Consider the following 23,047-nt stretch of genomic DNA (forward strand, 5'->3'; position numbering starts at 1 on the left):
AGTTGCCTCCTTCCTTCTCCCTCTCAAGACAAAAAAACATCGAGATAAAAAACATGCGACATACAGGAACTTCATTTGCTGAAGCTCGGGCTAACCGCACCCGTAAATATGATGAGAAGATTAAACCAGTGGTAGAAGATCTATTAGATTACGGCTTAGGTAATGCAGCCTTAGCTAATGCTCTAAATACTAAAGGCCATGTTACGGTCACTGGTAAAGAATACACCACAGCAAGCGTTGTTGCGCTTCTAGCGCGTTTATTTAAATAAGGCAGGTGAATGTATGGCTAAGTATTCTAAGAAGGCTAGAGACGCGTTTAAAGCTGAAATGGCACGTAAGCACATCTATTGGGAACAGTTACTTGAAGAGTCTGCGCGCTATACATTCGACTGGACAGAACGGGTTTTATTAGGCGCATATCGCCGTAATTATATTTCAAAGGAAACAGAATAATGACTACATCACTTTTCGATACCACTCCAGATACTACCGCATCAAGTTTTGACATTGAAGCAATCATGCAACAGCTGATGCAACAAACGGGCTGCTCAGCTCAGGAAGCAGCGGATGCTGTAGCACGTCAATTGGCTAAAAGATCCCAGGCTAAGCAAGCCCCACAGGAAACTTATTCCTCCCTATACGGGCGGGAAGCTCAAGCTGATTACATGCGCCGTATTCGTGAGAGCACTAACACTGAGTATTTTATGACGCCTGCAATGAAAGACATTCAACGTGGAGACGTGGCAGTAGCAGAAGCTCAGGCACAGTTTGCGGAGAACATGAAGAACAAAGCACGCGGTAACACTAACGCCAACGCTATTGATTTCTTCCGTAGTGCTCGCTCTGGTGAATAGTTTATTTCGGAAGTAGGTATTAGAGAGGTTTCGCATTGAACAGAAATTGGAGTATCGGAAAGAGGCAAACCCAAGCTAACGCTCATCACTCACAACGCATTCAACGTAAGAGAGATAATCAATCAGGACTATCTCACTCACCAGCCCAATCAGTAATTAATTTCTCTTATAAGGGAGTAATTATTAGGAAGGAGAATCATGAGTATACCATTGCCAAGCAAGTGATGATTAGTGGCTGTGATGTATCAAAGATTCAAGGCATATGGAATAGCGGAATAGCTTTAGCTGGGGCTATTGATTACATGTTAGAAACGGCTAAGCCGGAAAGACTGGCTGAGGTTCGTAATCAACACAGGAATTGGACCTGCTCAAATCCGCATTGCAAATGCACATGTTTGTATGACAAGGGATATGAAGAATTCTTAGATACTCCCCATCCACAAATACATTGTAAGTATTGTGGGTTTGATACCTTCCTGCGTAATGTTGATGACTATTGGGCTTCGGATGAAGTCATGAGGTAGGTATGATTTTAATATTTATCCTCAGCGTAATCACTTTGAACATCTTCACACCCTCAATCGTTTCCTACTTAATTAAAATAACAAAAGGAAAGCAGAGCAATGAATACAGAGCAATTATTGCAGAACACCGTAGCAGAATTAGCAGAAGCTGAATATGAGCTTGAACGATGGCTATTAATCCTTCGTGCTACAGACATCTCTCAGACAAGCATTCTGGTGGTATGCCGTGAGGCATTAGCCGCATGGAAAACTAAACATGACCATTTGATGGGGCAAATCTCCTACCTCACCAATTCTACAGAGCTGGCCTTACACTAATAATAAAATAGGAAAACAGAACAATGCCTAGCGGAATCTTTGAGACACAGGACATCCCAGCACCACAAAGTAATATCCAGCCACAACAGGCTGTAGCTCCAGCTCCGGGAAATGGTAGCGTTTTAGCTGCTGGCTTCCAAGGGCTTACCCAGCTCTTAGGAACAGGCTTAAACATCTACGCTAATAACCAAAAACAAGAAGCGGTTAAACAGAAGAATTCAGCCACTGCTGGGTTTGCTCAGACTATTACAACTTTGAACGAAGGCGTAGCACAGGGGCGTATTTCACAAGCTGATGCTCAGCGTAGACAGCGTGTGGAATTTAATAAGCTGATTGCTTCTCACCCTGAATATACAGACGACTTGGTAGCGCTTAATAGTGGATTAGCAAAATCCTCTGGCTTAGGAGACACCCTTGCACAAGGCACCGCTGTTGAACAGCAATTCCAAGCTGACCTCAAGAAAGCTACAGGCTCAGGCTGGATTACTCAGGGTATGACTGAAGACCAGCAGCAGGACGCAGTTACACAAATGCGCCAGCAAGAGCACTCAGCACAGCAAATGGATTTCTACAGCAAACAGTTGAACATCCAAAACCAGAAGCTGTCTTTACAGGAGAAGAGCGCCAACATTGCTAACGCTCAGGCGCAGCGTGCTAATGCAGTGATGGAAGCCAAAATGAAGGCTAACCAGCTTCAGGTACGTAATGGCCTTAATGGAGCTGTACAGGCTGAATATGACCGCCAGCGTAATCAGATTGCAGCTATTCAGCAGAATAATGTTATGACACCAGAGCAAAAGGTGCAGGCGGTTACACAGCTTCAGCAGCAGTTTGAAGGACAGCTCATGCAATATAGGGGCATAGCGGGGAGTGATTATGTGGATGGACTTACTAAGCCCTTCCGAGATATGTACAAAGCAGGTAGCGATTATGCATCGGGTAAGGTGACAGCGGATGTTTATAATGCTCAGATTGACGCAGCAAACGCTAAAGCATTGCTCCCATTCGCTGCTGACCCTAAATATGCCACTCCATTGGCCTTGGCTAAAACTCTTGGCCCTGCTGCTGGTGCTTCTATCATTAACCGCGTCACTCCGCAGCTAATGGATAAATACGATGAGATTATGAAGGGATATAATTATAATCCCACTTCAGCTAACCCATCAGATAAAGCAGACACAAAAACTCATACCGACATTCTCAAATCTACCATAGATGCCCTTTCAAGTAAGTCTCCACTGATTGACGATGTGAAAGGAGCGCAGAGTGAAATTCATCAACACGTTAATGCTATTCTATCTGGAACGGTAGATTTTGCTTCCTCTCAGAAATCCCCTAATCAGATGAATAACGTAATGGATTTTTTAGCTTCTCCTCAGTTCCTCAAATATAAACAGATGGGTGGTACTGTGGATGAAAGCGTTGCGGCTAACATTGAGAATGTCATTGGCACTAACTACACCGATAAGCTTGCTCCAGCAATACAACAGGCGTGGAAGTATGCTCAGGTCACTACAGGCTTCACTGTAGATACGTCAGCCAAAAGCCAATACAACGTAGGCTTTGCCAATGTCCAGCAGCAGACACAGAGCAGTGAGGGAGCATTAGAATATGTATTCCGCTCCGGTTCTCTTACCTTCCGTCCTAAGAAAGGTTATGAGGGTAATCCTGCTGTAGTCGCTAAGGCTAAAGATCTTAATCAGCAAGTGGCTCCTCTTGTAAACCGCACTGTACGAGCTGCTGCACACCTTCAAGGTAATGAAGATTTTGATGCTCAGTGGAACAAATATAAAGATGAATTCTTTGGCCCTGAGAATACGCAGCCAGTAGCACCAGAAGGCGGGGAGGCAGCCAATGGCCGTTAAAGCCCCTACAATGATCTAGGAACGAATATATGCCCTTCTAATGCATCTGTACCACTACAGGCCTAATAGTGGCTCACAGATCGTCTGAAGGGCTTTATTTTCGATGTATTGCATCACTTATAACAATAATAAATAAAGGAGCCATAGAATAATGGCAGACGTTACACACGCCTCTCTGACAGGCGTTGATTTACATGAGTGCAAGGGGGCAGCAGCCGCTACGTCTGGTCAATTCCTCATTGCTACAGGCTCAGGAACAGCCACCTTTCAAACTCTCTCATCCATCCCCGCTACAGTGACAGTGAGCGGAGTGACACTGGCATCTCTTATTGCTCGCATTGCAGCGCTGGAATCCAAAGTGGGAACATAATCGAGAGGGGCAATCGAACAGATTGCAAGATATACATGGCCTCTCCAACTGTAGACGCTATAGATTTCCTCTTAGTCTCCCTAGGCGTAGCCCCATTAAAGGTGATTGCGTACATGTGGTGGAGGTGGAGGAAAAAGAACAGAGAAGAGGCATTAACCAAAGCTTTGCATGATGCTCTTCAGAAACCTGAAGAAGGTTAATATAAAAAAAAATTCCCTCGTCAGGGGATGGCGAGGGAAAACACAAGATAAGCGATGGATTTCGTAACACTTCCAGCTTAGCCCTTCAGTTTTAACCGTGCCACATTTTTTCATAATCTTTTCATATTTTCTTATTGGATTCCTCCACCTAATAATTCAATCTCTAATGTGTTCTGGCCTTGTGCCGCCCTACTAAGAGAGGTGAATGTGTCTGTATTGAGCCAACAACTGGAACAGAACTTCGATGATGCGTGCCAGATTATTGGGCAAGTGGCTATCCAGAAAGCAGCCAGGGGAGAAGATACGAGCCGCCCTCTTCTTGTTGCGGAGATTAACAAGCTAGCTGACAGATACAAGGAACTGACTGGAGAGGAACATCTAGCTATGAGGATGGCAATTGAATCCCTAGCGCACCCTGTCTGACTATCCATAATTTTTGTGAGCTACCAGAAAGGGGCTATGCATGTAGTGACAAGCCCCCGTAGCCCCCCTTATAGCCCCCAGCAAAGCAGGCAGGATAATTTCAAAGGGAGGGGGCAATCTTTCAGTAGATCAATATTACCAATCTCCGTCAAGCTATTTAATTTGTGTACACAGTCTTGTGAAACAGTGAACAATACATCACAATAACTACTTTATTAACTAGGTAGGTATTAGTGATGAAATACGGATATGCCCGAGTGAGTACACAGGAACAGAATACAGGCTTACAGGTAGCCGCATTAACTGAGCTTGGCTGTGAGCGTGTATATCAGGAGAACATCTCAGGGAAGAATGCTGAGAGGCCTGAGCTAATGCGTATGCTTGCTGATGCACAGGCTGGAGATACTGTGATTGTGATGAAGTTAGACCGCTTAGCGCGTAATACACGTGATGCTCTGTCTATTGCTGATGACCTGAAGGCTAAAGGGGTTGGCTTGGTGTGTATGGATTTAGGGCAGACTGACATCAATTCAGATATAGGCCGAGTTATATACACTGTTATTGCTGCTGTTGGTGAGTTTGAACGTAAGCGTATTCTAGAGCGTACCAACGAAGGTAAGAGAGCAGCAATGGAACGTGGAGTTACCTTTGGGCCTAAGCCTGATGAAGATCTTCACGCTTCTATCCGTGAGCTATACGCACAGGGAATGAATAAGCTAACCATTAGTAAACACCTCTCTATCTCACGCACTACAGTACACAAGGTATTGGGCTAACTATTTCGGTAGTAGGTATTACACATCCTGAAAATTAGACATGTTTAAACGGTAATGTCAGTCAGGACACAGGGTGTTCAATTTAGAATTTAATTCGGTAGTAGGTAGTAACAAAGGGAACGAATAGCCCTAGCTGTGAGAGAGTCTTGGTGCGTTTCTGTTGACCTATGCAGCTCTGCTGCGTGCCCTATGATAGCATTGTTGGGTTAGTCAAAGTGATAAACGCCAGTGCCCTCCCGTGCACCTTTCCATTCATACACCCTCCATAGACCATTCAAATCTCCCCCTAAATTTATATACTTTTAAATACCCTCTCGTTCAGACTATTGTTCTCTCCTCTGTACATGCGTACGAATTCACTGACGTGTAGCAGAGTGTTAACGATGCTGTACGCTGACTCCAACACACTTGTTCACAGGAGTGAACGGGAGTCTCTGCTCCTCATATCGGAAAAAAAAGAAAATATTCATTTAGGCTTAACGCGAGCACTGCTATTGAGCTTGGGAGTCAATAAAAGTATGCGTAAAATTTAGCACCCTCCTTTTTTAATTCGACTTAATATGTAAGGTAGAAGCTGAGAGTTGCTTAATACCTCATTATATATTTGGCTAAACTCTTGCCGAGTAAATTCATTTTCAAGCTGACTCAGCTTGCTTATTAACTCATTTGAAAAAGATTCTGTCACTCGGTTTCTCTCCCTGTCTTCCCCTTTCACCTGAGTATAATTCAAAAACTCAACCATACTGGCCCTTTGAATTGATGCATCACATTTTCTATATGAATAAACATCATTTAGTTCTTTAATAGAAACGTTAATTTCAAAATCAAATTCACTTTCCTCCCAATCTTCAGGAGCTAAACAATAAGATGACTTGAAAGCATCTCCTTTATATTCATTTGAAAGGCATGCAACAATTCTCAATACCCCGAAGAATTCAAGATAGCCCAATAAAGTTCCTTCTGAAGGATTTCCCTGTATAGCTAAACAGTGCATAGGTTTGGTAAAGTTTCGTTTTATAATAATATCATCTTCTTGATAATACCATCCAAAACATGCTTCCCCTTCTTCTCTTAAAAAAGAGAGAGCTGTATTACACATTGATGGTGCAATACCTCTACTAAAACAGAATGCAAGAAGAGATTTTATCAATGATCTACCTTCATTCAGACCTCCAAAACGTAACTCCATATGCAAGGGATCATCTGTAATATAAACTTCTTCTACTTTCATGTTGCCTAGATAACTGTCTATATCGAAATTAGGAAAATCTCTTTTAATACTTTTCAGAAATTGCTGAGCTTCTCTTTCATCTCTAGCCACAAAAGAAAAATTGTAGCCTTTATCCATAGGAGTTTTATTGAAAGTAGGTTTGAAAGGAATCATCGAGCCATTTGCTCTTAAGTAATACTCCTTGCCAGATATAGTCTTGAAGGCTTGTGGTCTAACCTCACCTCTATCTCTTCTGATTACCAAAAGTAGATTGAGTGGATTGAGTTGGTTAGTAAGCTTAACATCCCAATCCTTACCAGTTTTATTATTACAAGGATTACATATAAAACCTTTAATTGTCCTTCGACCTCCTATAGCGTTTGGAATGATATGCTCATTACTATCATTAGATGAGGTGATTTGATTTCCACACAAAAAGCAATTATTCATATCAATTCTCCATTCGCCAATTTAGCCCATCAATAATATGACAAATTATTTGTAACGGAAAGGTGTGCATGTATCTAGCCGTGATGCCTGTCCCTGTCTTCTCGTGCCCTATCACCTGTTGTAAATGAGCAATGTTATTCACCCATCCGGAGGCAGCAGTGACAACGCTATGCCTGAAGCTGTGCACTATGCGGCGCTGATTATGGATGTCCCTGTATGGAATCCCCAATCTCTCCCTCAGCTCCGCCATCTCCTTACTAATCTTATTCATGTTAGAGCCTGACACTTCAGGGAATAACTGATGCTCACAGCTTTCGACAAACTCAAGGAAACCAAGCTCAATAAGATATTGATGTAACGGCACTTGCCTAGCTGCGTTATCAGTCTTACCGTCAGTAATGAGAAGATAATGTCGAAAGCTATCATCATCAAAGCAAACCTGAGCTTTGGTAAGCGTTGCTATCTCACCACGTCTAGCGCCAGTGTATGCCAATAATAAGATGATCCACTTAAGCCATCCATCAGCATGATTGATTGCGTATGAGACAAACGAGCGCATCTCTCCAACTGAGTAGGCACCAAACCTTTTGGAAGATGGGGGAGCTGTTACACCGTCTGTAGGAGATTTGGTTAATATTCCCTTATCATCTGTCAGGAACGTTTTGAACAGAGATTTATACAGCTTCAGGTGTTTGTGTATTGCTTCAGTGCCTATCAGGTCTTCCTGTGCTACATCGTCACAGGCTAACAGCTGTTGAATAGTCATAGCCCTGTAAGGCTGTACAACTCGTTTAGGCAGCCCCTCCACTGCTTCCATCACGATGTGTATATCCCGTTTACTTATCCTCTCTATATCGCTCTCAGCCCCTAATAAAGCCAGTAATGGCTCAATGTATCGCTCATTGGCTGAAGCTATGGCAACTGTCCAATTGCTCCCTCGCTGAGCTTTGTATTGATTCCATGCAGCACCAAGCGTGAAAGCTGGAGGTTCAACAATAACGGGAGCTGGCTTAGCCACTGGAGGAGGAAGCGCTCTGTCTGCCCTCTTGACCATCCTATTTTCAATCAAAGAACTGATGGCAATGTTGAACTCTTCAGAGGAAGACAAGCCCCCCTTAACCATTAGGAGTTGAGGCATTAAAGCTATCATCAATGCGCTAGCTTCCCTGTGGCTATCGGTGTCCAGAGATCTCCTGAACATCTTTCCCTCGGGGAGAGAGAATTGAACGTAGTAGATTGAGCTGCGTTTGAAGGTGTAACGAATGCGTTTAGATAACAAAGCTGTTCCTCATCTTGTATCAGTAGTGAATGAAAACAAGATGGAAATATCTTTATCTATATGAAGGGAAAGGGAAAGTAGCCCCCTACGCTGGCATTATCCAGATCAGGTCAGCGGGTGTATCTCAGCCCTGCTTTACAGGGGCACCCCGAGTCATGGCATGGTAAACATGCCGCACACAGGATAAGACGCGTAGGGGGAATTGTAAATCGTGGTGGTGTGCAGGGCGCGCAAAATGGCACTGAATCAAATGAGTGAAAATAATTTGATATCGTGAATTTAAAAAAGGCCTGCCTCGATCAATTTTTATTAATATTCAACCTGCGACTGAATCTGCCAAATTTATTCTGATCATTGAAAAATCGACTAATAAACACGCGCATAAGCATTCATTGATGCACATCAACGCTACGCCCGGCGTGGCAAGGCCTAATCCCCCTCCGGACTTGAAGAGAGTCACTGCCAATCCAATTCCGGAATCGATAATGATCTCAAAATTATTCAGCTTTATTCCGCACGCCCATAAATGGCACGACATTCGTATTTCACGTAAAGGCGCAATTTGCCCTTCCGGCCGCCATTATTTTTCTACCCATGTTGAAGCCCAATGCAAAGGTTGCGGCGAGCGTTTGCATAAAATTTATTATCGCGACATTAGCGATGCGGAAGCACGCCGTTGGTTAGGATGAATAACAGGCAAAAAAAAGCCCCGCAACATCCGTTGCAGGGCCTTGGTGTGGCTATCGCAGAAACTTATTCAGCAGGCTGGGTGCGGATCAGGTAGTCAAACGCGCTGAGTGAGGCTTTCGCGCCTTCACCGCTGGCGATGATGATCTGCTTGTACGGCACCGTGGTGCAGTCACCCGCCGCGAACACGCCTTTCAGGCTGGTTTCGCATTTGGCGTCGATGATGATCTCGCCCATCTTGTTACGTTCTACCGCGCCTTCAAGGAAGGTGGTGTTCGGCAACAGACCAATCTGCACGAAAATACCGCTCAGCGCGATCTCGTGGCTGGTCTGGTTGTTACGATCGATATAAGCCAGACCGGTGACTTTGCTGCCGTCGCCTTTCACTTCGGTGGTCTGCGCATTGAGAATCACATCCACGTTTTTCAGGCTGCGCAGTTTGTCCTGCAGCACTTTGTCAGCGCGCATTTCGCTGGCGAATTCCAGCAGTGTCACGTGCTCAACCAGACCTGCGAGGTCGATAGCCGCTTCAACGCCGGAGTTACCGCCGCCGATCACCGCCGTGCGCTTGCCTTTGAACAGCGGGCCGTCGCAGTGTGGGCAGTAGGTCACGCCTTTGGTGCGATACTGCTCTTCACCCGGCACGCCCATGTTGCGCCAGCGTGCGCCGGTGGCAATGATGATGCTGCGTGATTTCAGCACCGCGCCAGACGCGGTTTCAATCGCGTGCAGACCGCCCTCTTTCGCAGCTGGGATCAGCTTGATGGCGCTCTGAGTGTCGATAACGTCAACATCGTAATCATCGACGTGGGCACGCAGTGAACCGGCCAGCTTAGCGCCTTCGGTTTTCTGTACTGAGATGTAGTTTTCGATGTCCACGGTGTCGAGCACCTGGCCACCAAAACGCTCGCCCATCAGGCCAGTGCGGATACCTTTACGTGCAGAATAAATCGCTGCCGCTGCGCCCGCTGGGCCGCTGCCGACGATCAGCACTTCATAGGCGTCACGCTTGTTCAGCTCTTCTGCTGCACGCTTCTCTGCGTTGGTGTCCACTTTGCCGACGATTTCCGCCAGGCTCAGACGGCCCTGACCGAACTCTTTACCGTTAAGGAATACGGCTGGAACGCCCATCACATTACGTTCGGTGATCTCGTTCTGGAACATGCCGCCGTCAATCGCGGTGTGGCTGATGCGTGGGTTCAGCACCGCCATCAGGTTCAGTGCCTGTACCACATCAGGACAGTTGTGGCACGACAGTGAGTAATAGGTTTCGAAATGCAGGTCGGTGTCCAGAGCCACCACTTGCTCCAGCAGGCTCTGCGACTCTTTCGAAGGGTGTCCACCGGTCTGCAGCAGGGCCAGCACCAGTGACGTAAATTCGTGCCCCATTGGCGAGCCGGCGAAACGCGGGCCGTTATTGCTGCCAGGGTTAGTGATCAGGAAAGAGGGTTTACGAACCGGACGATCATTCTCTTCACGGAAGCTGACTTTTTCTGACAAGCTCGCGATATCGGCTAACAGAGAACGGATCTCCGCAGATTTAGCGCCATCATCCAGTGTGGCAATCAACTCAACCGGTTTCGTTAATTTCTCAAGGTAAGCCTTGAGCTGTGTTTTTAAATTGGTATCGAGCATAGTGAGTTCCTGTCATGAAAATCGGGTGCCGTAGCACCCGATTGAGAAAGATCGAATGGCTGGGTGTTGCTTAGATTTTGCCAACCAGGTCCAGAGATGGAGCCAGTGTTGCTTCGCCTTCTTTCCATTTAGCTGGGCACACTTCACCTGGGTGAGAAGCCACATACTGAGCCGCTTTGATTTTACGGATCAGGTCAGATGCGTCACGACCAATGCCTTCAGCGGTGATTTCGATAGCCTGGATGATGCCCTGTGGGTCAACAATGAAGGTACCGCGATCTGCCAGACCTTCGTCTTCGCGCATGATTTCGAAGTTACGGGTCAGTGCGCCAGTTGGGTCGCCGATCATCGCATATTTGATTTTTGCGATGGTGTCAGAAGAACCGTGCCAGGCTTTGTGGGTAAAGTGCGTGTCAGTAGAAACAGAGTAGATATCTACGCCCAGTTTCTGCAGTTCTTCGTGATGGTCTGCTACGTCACCCAGTTCAGTCGGGCAAACGAAGGTGAAGTCAGCCGGGTAGAAGAAGAAAACACTCCATTTACCTTCAACGTCTTTCTCGGTTACGTCGATGAATTCGCCGTTTTTGAACGCTGCATTTTTAAATGGTTTGATTTTGGTATTAATGATGGACATAGGTGACCTCCGTTAAAAGATGTGATGCAAGTTACAGTTTTTTCGGGCCAACTTCTAATACGCAGACGTTATCAATCAGATAATCAAAAGCTATCAAAACGCTGATGCCAGATTCCATGCGGCTTGCCGCGGCATTCTACACAGAAAGCCTGATGATTTGACAGGCTTTATCTTTTTCCGTCGGCTACTGTTACCTGGGGTCGCCATTTAACGCGACCGTCACGAATGACAAACGGTGCGCATAAATGCTTACCCTACGAAAATCCTGCTTTGTTGTAGGGTTGCCATTTATGGCGACCGTCACGCGTCATCCCTTTTGATATGCTGGAGCCCCTGTTTGGACATTCGATTATTTGAGGAAGCCGACCGCCCTTTTCTGCGCACGCTGTTTCTGGCGTCGCGTCGTCATAACTGGACCTGGCTGGATGGCGATGATTGGGCGCTGGAAGATCTGGATGGCGTGATTTTGGGGGAAACGGTGTTAGTGGCTTTAATCGATGGGCATCGCGCCGGATTTGCCGGCATCCTGCCTAACGATAATTTTTTGCATAGCCTGTATGTCGATCCCGCGTTTCAGGGACAAGGGGTGGGCAGCGCCTTGCTGGAAGCGGTGCATCAGCGCTTCACCTCAACCGGTGCGTTGAAATGCCTGATGCTGAATGAGCCCGCGCAGGCGTTTTACCTGAAACATGGCTGGCAACGTGAAGCCACCGGTGAGAGCGAACAGGGAAAATATGTGTTGATGCATTTTCCGCTGACGACACGCGCCAGCGGAAAAAGGGTGCGTTAAACCGCGCGGAAAGCAATATCGGCCGGAATCACTTCGCCCTGCCAGTAGAGCTGGGCGGCCACGCGACCGGCTAGCTGACGATACAGCGCGGTGAATTCGCTGTCCGGACGGCGGATCACCGTCGGTTCACCATCATCCAGATCCTCACGCAGATTGATGTGCAGCGGCAGTTGCGCCAGCAGTTGGGTGTGGTAATCCGCCGCCAGTTTCTGCGCGCCACCGGTGCCAAAAATCGGCTCATGATGGCCGCATTCGCTGCAAATATGAATGCTCATGTTCTCCACCACGCCCAATACCGGCACGCTAACCTTCTCGAACATCACAATGCCTTTGCGCGCATCAATCAGTGCGATGTCCTGTGGCGTCGTCACCACCAGCGCGCCGGTCACCGGCACGTTTTGCGCCAGCGTCAGTTGGATGTCGCCGGTACCCGGTGGCATATCCAGGATCAGATAATCAAGATCCGGCCACATCGTCTCGTTCAGCAGCTGCATCAGCGCTTTGCTGGCCATCGGGCCGCGCCACACCATGGCATTCTCATCGGTGACCAGGTAGCCAATCGAGTTGGTCGCCAATCCGTGCGCCATAATTGGCGCCATGTGCGTGCCATCCGGCGAGGTCGGACGCTGGCTTTCGGTGCCGAGCATATTGGGAATCGACGGGCCGTAAATATCGGCATCGAGAATGCCGACCTTTGCGCCTTCGGCAATCAGTGCCAGCGCCATGTTCACCGCGGTGCTGGATTTGCCCACGCCGCCTTTACCGGAACTCACTGCGATGATGTTCTTCACACCTGTCGCGCCGGGATGATTTTTCACGCGCTTGAGCGTGGCGATGTCATGGCGCAAGCGCCAGTCAATGGCGCTGGCCTGCGTCAGACGCAGCAATTCGGCACTGACTTGGGCTTTCAGCTCTTCAAAGGCGCTGGCCCAGGCAAAGGGCATCACCAGTTCGATGTGCAGCTTGCCATCCAGCAGAGCCACATGGCGCAAGGCTTTCAAGGTCGTCAGATTGTGATGCAGTGTCGGATGTTCAAAGTCACTCAGCACGCCGATAACCACAGCGCGCAATGCTTCGGGTGAATGATGTTCCCGGGATTGTGATGTCATCCCAACTCCTTGTGTTTTCATCACGCCAGATATCGGCGATGTGCTTTCAATAATATCAGATGCTGTCCAGTTGTGTTTACGCCAGAGGGTGCTTCGGGTAACATCTAAGCCCGATTTTTATTCACGGAACGCTACGCAAACTATGACTCAAGTCGCTAAAAAAATTCTGGTAACGTGCGCACTGCCGTACGCAAACGGTTCAATCCATCTCGGTCACATGCTTGAGCACATTCAGGCTGACATTTGGGTCCGTTACCAGCGAATGCGTGGCAACCAGGTTTACTTCATCTGCGCAGACGATGCTCACGGCACGCCGATCATGCTGAAAGCACAACAGCTCGGTATCCCACCTGAGCAGATGATCGCCGAGATGAAGCAGGAGCACGAAACTGACTTCGCTGGCTTCGACATCAGCTACGACAACTATCACTCCACGCACGGCGACGAAAACCGTCAGCTGTCAGGGTTGATCTACGCTCGTCTGAAAGAGAACGGTTTCATCAAGAACCGCACCATTTCACAGCTGTACGATCCGGAAAAAGGCATGTTCCTGCCCGATCGTTTTGTGAAAGGCACCTGCCCGAAATGTAAGTCACCGGATCAATACGGCGATAACTGTGAAGTGTGCAGCGCGACCTACAGCCCAACCGAGCTGATCGATCCGAAATCCGTGGTATCCGGCGCGACGCCTGTGCTGCGTGATTCTGAGCACTTCTTCTTTGATCTGCCTTCATTCAGCGCGATGTTGCAGACCTGGACCCGTTCAGGTGCGTTGCAGGAGCAGGTCGCCAATAAGATGCAGGAGTGGTTCGACTCCGGTCTGCAGCAGTGGGATATCTCCCGTGATGCGCCTTATTTCGGTTTCGAAATCCCTGACGCGCCGGGCAAATACTTCTACGTGTGGCTGGATGCGCCAATCGGCTATATGGGTTCCTTCAAGAACCTGTGTGACAAGCGCGGCAACATCGATTTCGACGAGTTCTGGAAAAAAGATTCTTCTACCGAGCTGTATCACTTCATCGGTAAAGACATCGTTTATTTCCACAGCCTGTTCTGGCCAGCAATGCTGGAAGGCAGCAACTTCCGCAAGCCGACCAACCTGTTCGTGCACGGTTATGTGACGGTGAACGGCGCGAAGATGTCCAAATCGCGCGGCACCTTCATCAAGGCCAGCACCTGGCTGCAACATCTGGATGCGGACAGCCTGCGTTACTACTACGCGGCGAAACTCTCTTCACGCATCGACGACATCGACCTGAATCTGGAAGATTTCGTGCAGCGCGTGAACGCCGATATCGTCAATAAGGTGGTGAACCTCGCGTCCCGTAACGCCGGTTTCATTACTAAACGCTTTGGCGGCAAACTGGCGAGCGAACTGGCCGATCCGGCGCTGTATCAGACCTTCGTGGATGCGTCAGAGAAGATTGGTGAAGCCTGGGCGAGCCGCGAGTACAACCGTGCCATCCGTGAAATCATGGCGCTGGCAGATATCGCCAACCGTTATGTGGATGAGCAGGCACCGTGGGTGGTGGCGAAACAGGAAGGCCGCGATGCTGACCTGCAAGCAATCTGCTCAATGGGTATCAACCTGTTCCGCATTCTGATGACCTGGCTGAAGCCGGTGTTGCCTTCACTGAGCGCACGTACTGAAGCCTTCCTTAACACGGAACTGAGTTGGGATGCGATTGCGCAGCCGCTGCTGGATCACGATGTGGCACCGTTTAAAGCCTTGTATGGCCGTATCGAAATGGCCAAAGTTGAAGGGCTGATTGAAGCCTCTAAAGAGGATGCGGCTGCGGCGAACAAGCCTGCGGTTACCGGTCCTCTGGCTGACGCGCCGATTGGTGACACCATCACCATCGACGATTTCGCCAAAGTCGATATGCGCGTGGCGCTGATCGAGAAAGCCGAGCTGGTTGAAGGTTCTGACAAGCTGCTGCGTCTGGAACTGGATCTTGGCGGTGAGAAGCGTCAGATTTTCTCGGGCATTCGCGCGGCTTATCCGGATCCATCGGTACTGGTTGGCAAGATGACCATCATTGTCGCTAACCTGGCACCGCGTAAGATGCGTTTCGGCATCTCAGAAGGCATGGTGCTGTCAGCCGGTTCCGGTGGTTCAGACCTGTTTGTGTTGTCCGTTGATAGCGGTGCACAACCTGGGATGCAGGTGAAGTAATTGAACAAGCCGCCTTCAGGGCGGCTTTTTTATCGAGCCTCTGTTGTGGAGCCTTTCGTGCTAACTGCCTGCTGGCACTATTTGCGTGCCTTTATGATTATTTATGCCGCGCTCTATGCCGGAAACGGTATTGCTGCCCTGCTGCCGTTTACTATTCCGGGCAGTATTATCGGCATGCTTCTGCTGTTTACCTTGCTGGCGCTGCAAATCCTGCCGGTCGGCTGGGTGAAACCGGGCTGTCATTTGCTGATCCGCTATATGGCGCTGCTGTTTGTACCGATCAGCGTCGGCGTGATGGGTTACACCGATATCCTGAGCGCACAGTTTGGACCGATTGTCGTCTCCTGCGTGGTGAGCACCTTTATGGTGTTGCTGATCGTCGGCCTGAGCGCCGAGCGTTTGCAACGTCCAAAGGAGCAGCCTCATGACTGACGCCTGGTGGTCATTGCCGCTCACCGTAGTGGCTTATTTGCTGGCGCGTAAGCTGGCAGCCAAAATCAATATCTCGATCATTAACCCGCTATTAGTGGCGATGGCGATTGTCATCCCGATTCTGCTGCTGACGCATATCCCTTACACACGCTATTTCGCGGGCAGCGCATTCCTCAATCAGCTGTTGCAACCCGCCGTGGTGGCACTGGCCTTGCCGCTGTATGAGCAAATGCATCAGATTCGCGCACGCTGGAAAACCATTATCAGCGTCTGTTTTATTGGCAGCATTACGGCGATGGTCTCCGGCACGGCTATTGCGCTGTGGATGGGGGCAACGCCGGAAATCGCGGCGACGATTATGCCGAAATCCGTCACCACGCCGATTGCCATGGCAGTGTCCGGTTCGCTGCACGGCATCCCGGCCATCAGCGCCATCTGCGTCTTGATTGCGGGCGTGCTTGGTGCGGTATTCGGCCATATGCTGCTGAATCTGTTTAAGGTGCACAGTAAGTCTTCACGCGGTCTGGCGATTGGCAACGCCTCGCATGCGTTAGGCACAGCGCGCGCGGCGGAGATCGATTATCAGGAAGGGGCATTCAGTTCGCTGGCGTTGGTGATCTGCGGCATTATTACCTCGCTGCTGGCACCCTTCCTTTTCCCGCTGCTGATGCACTGGTGGGGCTAAAACTTGCGAGAGATCTCGCAAAGTTGAAACAACTCAATCAGCTTACATTGTCACAGCGACACAGATCACATATAACCCTTCAGGCGGCGCATCGCCGCTAACGCGTTAATGAGGTCATCACATCATGCATCCACGATTCACTGCTGCTTTCTCCGCCCTGCCCGCTGACTTGCAAACTGCGATTCATCCCTTGCTGGATTCAGCTGATTTTGACGGCGTACTGCGCCCACAGGACGTGGCACGCCTGAAGCAGGAAACGGGGCTGGATGAGGATGCCTTAGCGCTAGCGCTGCTGCCGATTGCCGCCTGCTGCGCGGTCGCACCGGTGTCTCACTTTAATGTGGGCGCCATTTCACGCGGCGTGAGCGGCCACTGGTACTTCGGTGCCAACATGGAGTTTGAACACGCACCGCTGCAGCAAACCGTGCATGCCGAACAGAGCGCCATTACCCACGCCTGGCTGCATGGCGAAGAGAAACTCGACGCCATCACCGTCAATTACACGCCTTGCGGCCACTGCCGTCAGTTTATGAACGAACTGAACAGCGGCACGGCGATTCGCATCAGTCTGCCAGGACGTGCAGTGAGTACGCTGGGCGATTATCTGCCGGATGCTTTTGGTCCTGCCGATCTCAATATCACTGAACGTCTGCTGACACCGATTCATCACGGATTCGCGGTGCACGGTGATGCGTTACAACAGGCGGCTATTGAAGCCGCGAACAATAGCCATGCGCCTTACAGCCACAGCTACAGTGGCGTGGCCTTGCGCAGCCAGAGCGGCAACATTTTTACCGGGCGCTATGCGGAAAATGCTGCTTTCAACCCAAGTCTGCCGCCGTTGCAGGCTGCGCTGATTCTGATGAACATGCGTAATGAAGCGCTGGATACCATCCAACAGGCGGTGCTGGTCGAATGTGAAGTCAGTACTTTGAGCCAGCGCGATGCCACGCGCGCCACCCTCGCGGCGCTGGGCTGTGAAGATTTCTCAGTTACTTTAGTTTCGAAAACATCAGTTTAGTGATCCTTTCATCGCTTTTGTGACTTTCTATTAACAAAAGCTGTACATCCGCAAGAATCCTCTTAGGATCGGGCGCCAGAACCACTTCACAAGAACCTGGTCTGGCGTTACCTTTTCCCGGTGATACGTCAGCAAACACTGCAACCGGAGCCAACATTGCATGGAACTCGACTACGAAAGTAAACGTCCGCTGTATATTCCTTACGCGGGCCCGATTCTGCTGGAATTTCCGCTGTTGAATAAAGGCAGCGCCTTCACCCTGGATGAGCGTAACGAATTTAACCTTAACGGCTTACTCCCTGAAGCCGTTGAAACCATCGAAGAGCAGGCCGAACGTGCCTGGCGTCAGTTCCTGGACTTCAAAAACAATAACGACAAGCATGTCTATCTGCGTAACATCCAGGACACCAACGAAACCCTGTTCTACCGCCTGCTCGACAATCATCTGGAAGAGATGATGCCGATTATCTACACCCCAACCGTCGGCGCGGCTTGTGAACACTTCTCTGAAATTTATCGTCGTGCACGCGGGGTTTTCATCTCGTATAACAACCGCGATCGCATTGAAGACATGCTGCAAAACGCCACCAAGCAGAACGTGAAAGTGATCGTGGTAACCGATGGCGAGCGTATTCTCGGCCTCGGTGACCTCGGCATCGGTGGTATGGGTATCCCGATCGGTAAGCTGTCGCTTTACACCGCGTGTGGCGGTATCAGCCCGGCTTATACCCTGCCCGTGGTGCTGGATGTCGGCACCAACAATCAGCAGTTGCTGAACGATCCGCTGTATATGGGCTGGCGTCATCCGCGTATTACCGGCGAAGAGTACGAAGCCTTCGTGGATGAATTCATTCAGGCAGTGAAACGCCGCTGGCCGAACGTGCTGCTGCAGTTCGAAGACTTCGCGCAGAAGAACGCCATGCCGCTTCTCGAACGCTATCGCGACGAAGTGTGCTGCTTTAACGATGACATTCAGGGCACCGCCGCTGTCACCGTCGGCACGTTGATCGCTGCCAGCCGTGCCGCAGGCAGCCGTCTGTGTGAGCAAAAAGTCGTGTTCCTCGGCGCAGGTTCTGCCGGTTGTGGTATCGCCGAGCAAATTATTGCCCAGATGAAGTCTGAAGGTCTGAGCGATGACGAAGCGCGTGCCCGCGTGATGATGGTGGATCGTTTTGGTCTGTTGACCGACAAATTGCCAAACCTGCTCGATTTCCAGAGCAAGCTGGTGCAGAAGAGTGAAAACCTGAAAAGCTGGGATGTCACCAGTGACTCAATTTCACTGCTGGACGTGGTGCGCAACGCCAAGCCAGATATCATGATTGGCGTGTCCGGTCAGCCAGGTCTGTTCACGGAAGAGATCATCCGTGAGATGCATAAACACACCAAGCGTCCGATTGTAATGCCGCTGTCGAACCCAACCTCACGCGTTGAAGCCACACCAGCGGATATCATCTCCTGGACCGACGGTGAAGCGCTGGTTGCTACCGGCAGCCCCTTTGCGCCGGTGACCTGGAAAGGTAAAACCTACCCGATTGCCCAGTGCAATAACTCCTATATCTTCCCAGGTATTGGTTTGGGTGTTATCGCCGCAGGAGCCACCCGCATCACCGATTCGATGCTGATGACCGCCAGCCGTGCATTGGCTGACTGCTCACCGCTGGTGAACGATGGAGAAGGCCCGGTGCTGCCAGAATTGAAACACATTCAGGGCGTGTCGAAACTGATCGCCATGGAAGTGGGCAAAGCAGCCCAGTTGGCTGGCGTGGCCGTGGTCACTTCAGAAGACGTACTGTCTAAAGCCGTGAATAATAACTTCTGGCTGCCGCAGTATCGTCATTATCGCCGTACTTCTATTTAATCAGCCAGCGCAGCCGGTGAATACAGTACCGGCTGCGCTTAAAATATCGCCAGCCAACTTGCGTAAACTTGCTTCATGTCCCCGCCTCAAGTAGCCTTTAGCCATCCTGAATTTTGCCATCCGAGTGCTTACGCGCATGATTAAACGCGTTTTCTTTGGTCTGTTTTTCATCATCTTATTGATGGTGGCGACCGCGCTCGGCCTGGATCGCTGGATCAGCTGGAAAACTGCCCCGTTTATTTATGAAGATGTCACCTCGCTGCCGCATCGTCAGGTCGGGGTGGTCTTAGGGACTGCTAAGTATTACCGCACCGGCGTGATCAATCAGTATTACCTTTATCGCATACAGGGTGCGCTCAACGCCTATAACAGTGGCAAGGTGAATTACCTGCTGCTGAGCGGTGATAACGCGCTGCAAAGCTATAACGAACCGATGACCATGCGCCGCGATTTGATCAAAGCCGGTGTCGATCCTGCTGATATCGTGCTCGACTATGCCGGATTCCGTACGCTGGATTCGATTGTGCGTACGCGCAAAGTGTTCGATACCAATGATTTCATCATCATTACGCAGCGTTTCCACTGTGAGCGCGCACTGTACATCGCCCAGCATCTGGGGATTCAGGCGCAGTGTTATGCGGTGCCGTCTCCGAAAAATATGCTGTCAGTGCGTTTCCGCGAGGTTGGCGCACGTTTAGGCGCATTAGCCGATTTGTATCTGATGAAACGCGAACCTCGTTTCCTCGGCCCGCTGGTGCCAATTCCGGCGGTGCATGAAGTGCCAGAAGATGCACAGAGTTATCCGGCGGTGACGCCTGAGCAGCTGTTGGATTTGGAAGAGAAGTTGCAGAAGTGAGTGCGTTTTAGCCGCTGAGTTTGCAGTGATAACGTTGTCTGGTGTCGCTTAGGGCTACTGTGATAACGCTGTCTCTGGTGCCGCTTCAGGCATTGTGATTACGCTGTCTGGTGTCGCTTTGGGGGCTGGCGGTCCTCGCCCTTCGCAGTTGCAGTTGCAGTCGCAGTTGCAGTCGCAGTTGCAGTTGCAGTTGCAGTTGCAGTTGCAGTTGCAGTTAGCGCAAATAAAAAAGGCTACCATTCATAAAATGGCAGCCTTTTACAGTGATGTTTTGCTGTGTGCTAAGTCTTATTTTTTACGTGCGTACTTCAGTGAATCCAGTGCAACGGCGAAGATAATGATGCCGCCCTTGATAATGTACTGCCAGTAAGGGTTCACGCCGATATAGGTCAGACCGTAGTTGATGACGGTGAAGATAATCACACCGGTCACTACGCCCGCAACGGTACCCACACCACCGGCAAACGACACGCCGCCTACCACACAGGCCGCAATCGCATCCAACTCATACATAAAGCCGAGGTTGTTGGTGGCACTCCCGATACGGCCCGCTTCCAGCATCCCGCCGAAGGCGTAAAACACACCTGAAAGCGCATACACCAGAATCAGGTTCAACGGCACGTTAACGCCTGAAACACGTGCGGCTTCCGGGTTACCGCCGATAGCGAAAATGTTCTTACCGAAGCGCGTCTTGTTCCACAGAATCCACACGAAAATAATGGCAATGAATGCATAGAAGGTGATGAACGACAGCTTAAAATCACCGAAGCGCAGGAAGCCCTGAGCGAAGGTAGAGAAGCCGGAGTCAAAACCAGCCACCGGTGATGCGCCAACAAAGTCGTAATACAGCGAGTTAATGCCGTAAACGATAATCATGGTGCCCAACGTGGTAATAAACGGGGTCACTTTCAGGTAAGCGATGATGACGCCGTTCACCAGACCAATCACGCCACCGATGATGCACACGGTCAGAATGACCAGTGGAATCGGCACGGTATCCAGATGTGGGAACACCTTGTTGGCGTTATCCATGGATTGCAGCAAGGTAGCCGCAACCACTGCTGCCAGACCAACCTGACGCCCTGCTGACAGGTCTGTACCTTGTGTTACGATCAATCCGGCCACGCCCAGTGCAATAATAATACGCACCGAAGACTGGGTCAGAATGTTACTCAGGTTCATCAAACTTAAAAACGTCGGATCCTGGAAAATAATAATTGCCAGCAGTACCAACAGGACAACGTAAATGCCGCCCTCTTTTAACCAGGTTAGCGCATTCTTTTTAGTAGTCGCTTTCATGTTAAAGCCCTTGCTTCATTAAAGGTGTAATGACGCTAAACGCAGGATTTCATTCTGCGAGGTCGTTTTGGTCTCGACAATGCCCGCTACCAGGCCATTACTCATCACTAAAATACGATCGGTAATTCCCAGCAATTCTGGCATTTCAGAAGAGATAATAATGATGCCCTTCTCTTTCTTCGCCAACTCAGAAATCAGCTGATAAATTTCGAACTTAGCACCGACGTCAATGCCGCGCGTCGGTTCATCCAGCATCAATATTTCTGGCTGCGTTAATAACCAGCGACCAATAATAACTTTCTGCTGGTTACCACCGGAAAGCGAACCAATTTGCGTATGATGACCCGGTGTTTTCACGCGCATCGAATCGATCACCCATTGGGTGTCGCTTTTCATACGTTTATTGTCGAGCAAGCCGATGCTGGATTTATACTTCTTGATATTGGAAATGAGTGAGTTAAATCCAATATCCAGATAAGCATAAATACCGGTTGAACGACGCTCTTCCGTCACCAGCGCAAAACCGTGGTTAATGGCTTCATTGGCGCTGTGGTTATTGATCGCTTTACCGTGCAGCTTAATGGTGCCGCCTGATTTCTCGCGAATACCAAACAGCGTCTCAACGATGTCAGTACGTTTTGCGCCCACCAGCCCCGCTACGCCCAGGATCTCGCCTTTACGCAGGTCGAATGAGATATCGCGAATCGACGGCTGACGCAACGAGGTTAAATGGCGCACCTCAAGAATGGTTTCGCCCGGCACGTTGGTCTTGTCGGGGAAGCGCTGATTCAATGAACGGCCAACCATCATCGAGATGATCTTATCCATGTCCAGCCCTTCCAGCGGCTGGGTGGCGATCCACTGTCCGTCACGTAAAATTGTAATCTCATCACACAGCTGGAAGATCTCTTCCATCTTGTGCGAGATATACACAATGCCGCAGCCACGATCTTTCAGCTTACGGATAATGGTGAACAGGTGATTCACTTCTTTTTCGGTCAGCGACGAGGTTGGCTCATCCATGATGACAATTTTCGCGTCATAGGAGAATGCCTTGGCAATTTCAATCATCTGCATTTGCGAAACAGACAGATTGGCTACTTTATCGCGCGGATCGATATCAATATCTAATTCATCAAAGATCGCTTTAGTATCGCGATACATTTTATCCTGATCGACAAACACGCCTTTACGTGGATAACGGCCAAGCCACATGTTATCCATTACGTTGCGCTGTAATACCAGGTTTAATTCCTGATGCACCATCGAAACGCCATTTTCCAGCGCTTCTTTGGAGCTCTTGTAATCAATCTCTTCACCCTGAAACAGGATGCTCCCCGTATCTTTTTTATAAATGCCAAACAGGCATTTTAATAATGTGGATTTTCCGGCGCCGTTTTCGCCCATTAAGGCATGGACTGAGTGCGGCCGCACTTTCAAATTCACATTATCTAAGGCTTTCACCCCTGGAAATGATTTCGAGACATTCGTCATCTCCAGCAGATATTCACGCTGTGCGGTCGGATTCTCACTGGCCATAATTTACCTGGCTAAATAAAACGTGGGGCAGATGCAATAAGGCGCGGCGTACTGCCG

General features: G+C 49.5%; 22 protein-coding genes and 1 riboswitch. Of the genes, 15 read left to right on the plus strand and 7 right to left on the minus strand.

The genetic code is table 11. The features are described from left to right. Positions 1–53: 53 nt before the first annotated feature. The 7 genes from LBW88_RS07540 (at position 54) to LBW88_RS07570 (ending at position 5,330) form a co-directional block, all read left to right on the plus strand. Positions 54–269 carry a hypothetical protein gene (locus LBW88_RS07540; protein ID WP_008105056.1) on the plus strand — a complete coding sequence of 72 codons (216 nt, stop codon included), beginning with the start codon at positions 54–56 and terminating at the stop codon, positions 267–269. A 13-nt stretch (positions 270–282) separates the two neighbouring features. Next, a complete protein-coding gene (locus LBW88_RS07545) occupies positions 283–453 on the plus strand; it encodes a hypothetical protein (RefSeq protein ID WP_224931240.1) in 171 nt (56 codons plus the stop codon). Beyond that, positions 453–854, plus strand: a complete 402-nt coding sequence (locus LBW88_RS07550) for a hypothetical protein (RefSeq protein WP_224931238.1) — start codon at positions 453–455, stop codon at positions 852–854. The genes LBW88_RS07545 and LBW88_RS07550 overlap by 1 nt, the downstream gene beginning before the upstream one ends. A gap of 35 nt (positions 855–889) precedes the next feature. After that, on the plus strand, positions 890–1,378 hold the full coding sequence (locus LBW88_RS07555) for a hypothetical protein (protein ID WP_224931236.1): 489 nt from the start codon (positions 890–892) through the stop codon (positions 1,376–1,378). A gap of 99 nt (positions 1,379–1,477) precedes the next feature. After that, on the plus strand, positions 1,478–1,696 hold the full coding sequence (locus LBW88_RS07560) for a hypothetical protein (RefSeq protein ID WP_224931235.1): 219 nt from the start codon (positions 1,478–1,480) through the stop codon (positions 1,694–1,696). A 23-nt stretch (positions 1,697–1,719) separates the two neighbouring features. Beyond that, positions 1,720–3,561 carry a hypothetical protein gene (locus tag LBW88_RS07565; RefSeq protein WP_224931233.1) on the plus strand — a complete coding sequence of 614 codons (1,842 nt, stop codon included), beginning with the start codon at positions 1,720–1,722 and terminating at the stop codon, positions 3,559–3,561. 1,229 nt (positions 3,562–4,790) lie between these two features. Further along, a complete protein-coding gene (locus tag LBW88_RS07570) occupies positions 4,791–5,330 on the plus strand; it encodes a recombinase family protein (RefSeq protein WP_224931231.1) in 540 nt (179 codons plus the stop codon). 529 nt (positions 5,331–5,859) lie between these two features. On the opposite strand, the gene LBW88_RS07575 is transcribed toward LBW88_RS07570, so the two are convergent. Then, positions 5,860–6,990 carry an HNH endonuclease gene (locus tag LBW88_RS07575; protein ID WP_224931229.1) on the minus strand — a complete coding sequence of 377 codons (1,131 nt, stop codon included), beginning with the start codon at positions 6,988–6,990 and terminating at the stop codon, positions 5,860–5,862. A gap of 1 nt (position 6,991) precedes the next feature. Continuing rightward, a complete protein-coding gene (locus LBW88_RS07580) occupies positions 6,992–8,269 on the minus strand; it encodes a tyrosine-type recombinase/integrase (RefSeq protein WP_224931227.1) in 1,278 nt (425 codons plus the stop codon). Positions 8,270–8,335: 66 nt separating this feature from the next. Beyond that, positions 8,336–8,430: riboswitch (TPP riboswitch) on the minus strand. A 234-nt stretch (positions 8,431–8,664) separates the two neighbouring features. Between LBW88_RS07580 and LBW88_RS07585 the strand changes: the two genes are divergently transcribed. Further along, on the plus strand, positions 8,665–8,958 hold the full coding sequence (locus LBW88_RS07585; protein WP_224931225.1) for a hypothetical protein: 294 nt from the start codon (positions 8,665–8,667) through the stop codon (positions 8,956–8,958). 64 nt (positions 8,959–9,022) lie between these two features. Here LBW88_RS07585 and ahpF read toward each other — a convergent pair whose 3' ends face one another. Both ahpF and ahpC read right to left on the minus strand, forming a co-directional pair. Beyond that, positions 9,023–10,591: an alkyl hydroperoxide reductase subunit F gene (ahpF, locus tag LBW88_RS07590; protein WP_224931223.1), complete on the minus strand. Its 1,569-nt coding sequence runs from the start codon at positions 10,589–10,591 to the stop codon at positions 9,023–9,025. A 70-nt stretch (positions 10,592–10,661) separates the two neighbouring features. Continuing rightward, complete coding sequence (ahpC, locus tag LBW88_RS07595) at positions 10,662–11,225, minus strand: alkyl hydroperoxide reductase subunit C (protein ID WP_224931221.1); 564 nt, start codon at positions 11,223–11,225, stop codon at positions 10,662–10,664. Positions 11,226–11,562: 337 nt separating this feature from the next. Here ahpC and LBW88_RS07600 point away from each other — a divergent pair, with 337 nt between their 5' ends. Beyond that, entirely contained in the window at positions 11,563–12,015 is a 453-nt protein-coding gene (locus tag LBW88_RS07600; protein WP_224931219.1) for a GNAT family N-acetyltransferase, read from the plus strand. On the opposite strand, the gene apbC is transcribed toward LBW88_RS07600, so the two are convergent. Beyond that, positions 12,012–13,124, minus strand: a complete 1,113-nt coding sequence (apbC, locus tag LBW88_RS07605; RefSeq protein ID WP_224931217.1) for an iron-sulfur cluster carrier protein ApbC — start codon at positions 13,122–13,124, stop codon at positions 12,012–12,014. The two genes, LBW88_RS07600 and apbC, sit on opposite strands and share 4 nt — an antisense overlap. Positions 13,125–13,212: 88 nt before the next feature. On the opposite strand from apbC, the gene metG reads away from it, so the two are divergent. From metG to sanA, 6 genes are all read left to right on the plus strand, one after another. Next, a complete protein-coding gene (gene metG / locus LBW88_RS07610; RefSeq protein ID WP_224931215.1) occupies positions 13,213–15,300 on the plus strand; it encodes a methionine--tRNA ligase in 2,088 nt (695 codons plus the stop codon). A 57-nt stretch (positions 15,301–15,357) separates the two neighbouring features. Next, on the plus strand, positions 15,358–15,732 hold the full coding sequence (locus LBW88_RS07615; RefSeq protein ID WP_224931213.1) for a CidA/LrgA family protein: 375 nt from the start codon (positions 15,358–15,360) through the stop codon (positions 15,730–15,732). Beyond that, the gene (locus LBW88_RS07620; RefSeq protein ID WP_224931212.1) at positions 15,725–16,417 is read left to right on the plus strand and encodes a CidB/LrgB family autolysis modulator; all 693 of its coding nucleotides are present in this window, start codon (positions 15,725–15,727) and stop codon (positions 16,415–16,417) included. Before LBW88_RS07615 ends, LBW88_RS07620 begins: the two co-directional genes overlap by 8 nt. A gap of 124 nt (positions 16,418–16,541) precedes the next feature. Next, on the plus strand, positions 16,542–17,438 hold the full coding sequence (cdd, locus tag LBW88_RS07625) for a cytidine deaminase (RefSeq protein WP_224931210.1): 897 nt from the start codon (positions 16,542–16,544) through the stop codon (positions 17,436–17,438). A gap of 160 nt (positions 17,439–17,598) precedes the next feature. Then, a complete protein-coding gene (locus LBW88_RS07630) occupies positions 17,599–19,296 on the plus strand; it encodes an NAD-dependent malic enzyme (protein ID WP_224931208.1) in 1,698 nt (565 codons plus the stop codon). A gap of 136 nt (positions 19,297–19,432) precedes the next feature. Next, positions 19,433–20,152: an outer membrane permeability protein SanA gene (gene sanA / locus LBW88_RS07635; protein ID WP_034824903.1), complete on the plus strand. Its 720-nt coding sequence runs from the start codon at positions 19,433–19,435 to the stop codon at positions 20,150–20,152. 288 nt (positions 20,153–20,440) lie between these two features. Here the strand turns inward: sanA and mglC are convergent, their stop codons facing one another. Both mglC and mglA read right to left on the minus strand, forming a co-directional pair. After that, positions 20,441–21,451, minus strand: coding sequence for a galactose/methyl galactoside ABC transporter permease MglC (gene mglC / locus LBW88_RS07640; protein WP_038645867.1), 1,011 nt, complete (start codon positions 21,449–21,451; stop codon positions 20,441–20,443). Positions 21,452–21,469: 18 nt separating this feature from the next. Continuing rightward, positions 21,470–22,990 (minus strand): galactose/methyl galactoside ABC transporter ATP-binding protein MglA, encoded by a 1,521-nt coding sequence (mglA, locus tag LBW88_RS07645; protein WP_224931205.1) that lies wholly within the window; start codon positions 22,988–22,990, stop codon positions 21,470–21,472. Between the last annotated feature and the right edge of the window lie 57 nt (positions 22,991–23,047).

This window comes from Pantoea sp. alder81 (assembly GCF_020179835.1).
In the GTDB taxonomy this organism is placed as follows: domain Bacteria; phylum Pseudomonadota; class Gammaproteobacteria; order Enterobacterales; family Enterobacteriaceae; genus Pantoea.

Excerpts from the sequence above, each read along its gene's own strand:
- LBW88_RS07585 (WP_224931225.1), top strand. The coding sequence starts at position 8,665 with ATGCACATCAACGCTACGCCCGGCGTGGCAAGGCCTAATCCCCCTCCG.
- cdd (WP_224931210.1), top strand. The coding sequence starts at position 16,542 with ATGCATCCACGATTCACTGCTGCTTTCTCCGCCCTGCCCGCTGACTTG.
- mglC (WP_038645867.1), bottom strand. The coding sequence starts at position 21,451 with ATGAAAGCGACTACTAAAAAGAATGCGCTAACCTGGTTAAAAGAGGGC.
- LBW88_RS07570 (WP_224931231.1), top strand. The coding sequence starts at position 4,791 with ATGAAATACGGATATGCCCGAGTGAGTACACAGGAACAGAATACAGGC.
- LBW88_RS07565 (WP_224931233.1), top strand. The coding sequence starts at position 1,720 with ATGCCTAGCGGAATCTTTGAGACACAGGACATCCCAGCACCACAAAGT.
- LBW88_RS07575 (WP_224931229.1), bottom strand. The coding sequence starts at position 6,990 with ATGAATAATTGCTTTTTGTGTGGAAATCAAATCACCTCATCTAATGAT.
- LBW88_RS07620 (WP_224931212.1), top strand. The coding sequence starts at position 15,725 with ATGACTGACGCCTGGTGGTCATTGCCGCTCACCGTAGTGGCTTATTTG.
- sanA (WP_034824903.1), top strand. The coding sequence starts at position 19,433 with ATGATTAAACGCGTTTTCTTTGGTCTGTTTTTCATCATCTTATTGATG.
- LBW88_RS07550 (WP_224931238.1), top strand. The coding sequence starts at position 453 with ATGACTACATCACTTTTCGATACCACTCCAGATACTACCGCATCAAGT.
- ahpC (WP_224931221.1), bottom strand. The coding sequence starts at position 11,225 with ATGTCCATCATTAATACCAAAATCAAACCATTTAAAAATGCAGCGTTC.
- LBW88_RS07560 (WP_224931235.1), top strand. The coding sequence starts at position 1,478 with ATGAATACAGAGCAATTATTGCAGAACACCGTAGCAGAATTAGCAGAA.
- apbC (WP_224931217.1), bottom strand. The coding sequence starts at position 13,124 with ATGACATCACAATCCCGGGAACATCATTCACCCGAAGCATTGCGCGCT.
- ahpF (WP_224931223.1), bottom strand. The coding sequence starts at position 10,591 with ATGCTCGATACCAATTTAAAAACACAGCTCAAGGCTTACCTTGAGAAA.
- mglA (WP_224931205.1), bottom strand. The coding sequence starts at position 22,990 with ATGGCCAGTGAGAATCCGACCGCACAGCGTGAATATCTGCTGGAGATG.
- LBW88_RS07630 (WP_224931208.1), top strand. The coding sequence starts at position 17,599 with ATGGAACTCGACTACGAAAGTAAACGTCCGCTGTATATTCCTTACGCG.
- LBW88_RS07545 (WP_224931240.1), top strand. The coding sequence starts at position 283 with ATGGCTAAGTATTCTAAGAAGGCTAGAGACGCGTTTAAAGCTGAAATG.
- LBW88_RS07540 (WP_008105056.1), top strand. The coding sequence starts at position 54 with ATGCGACATACAGGAACTTCATTTGCTGAAGCTCGGGCTAACCGCACC.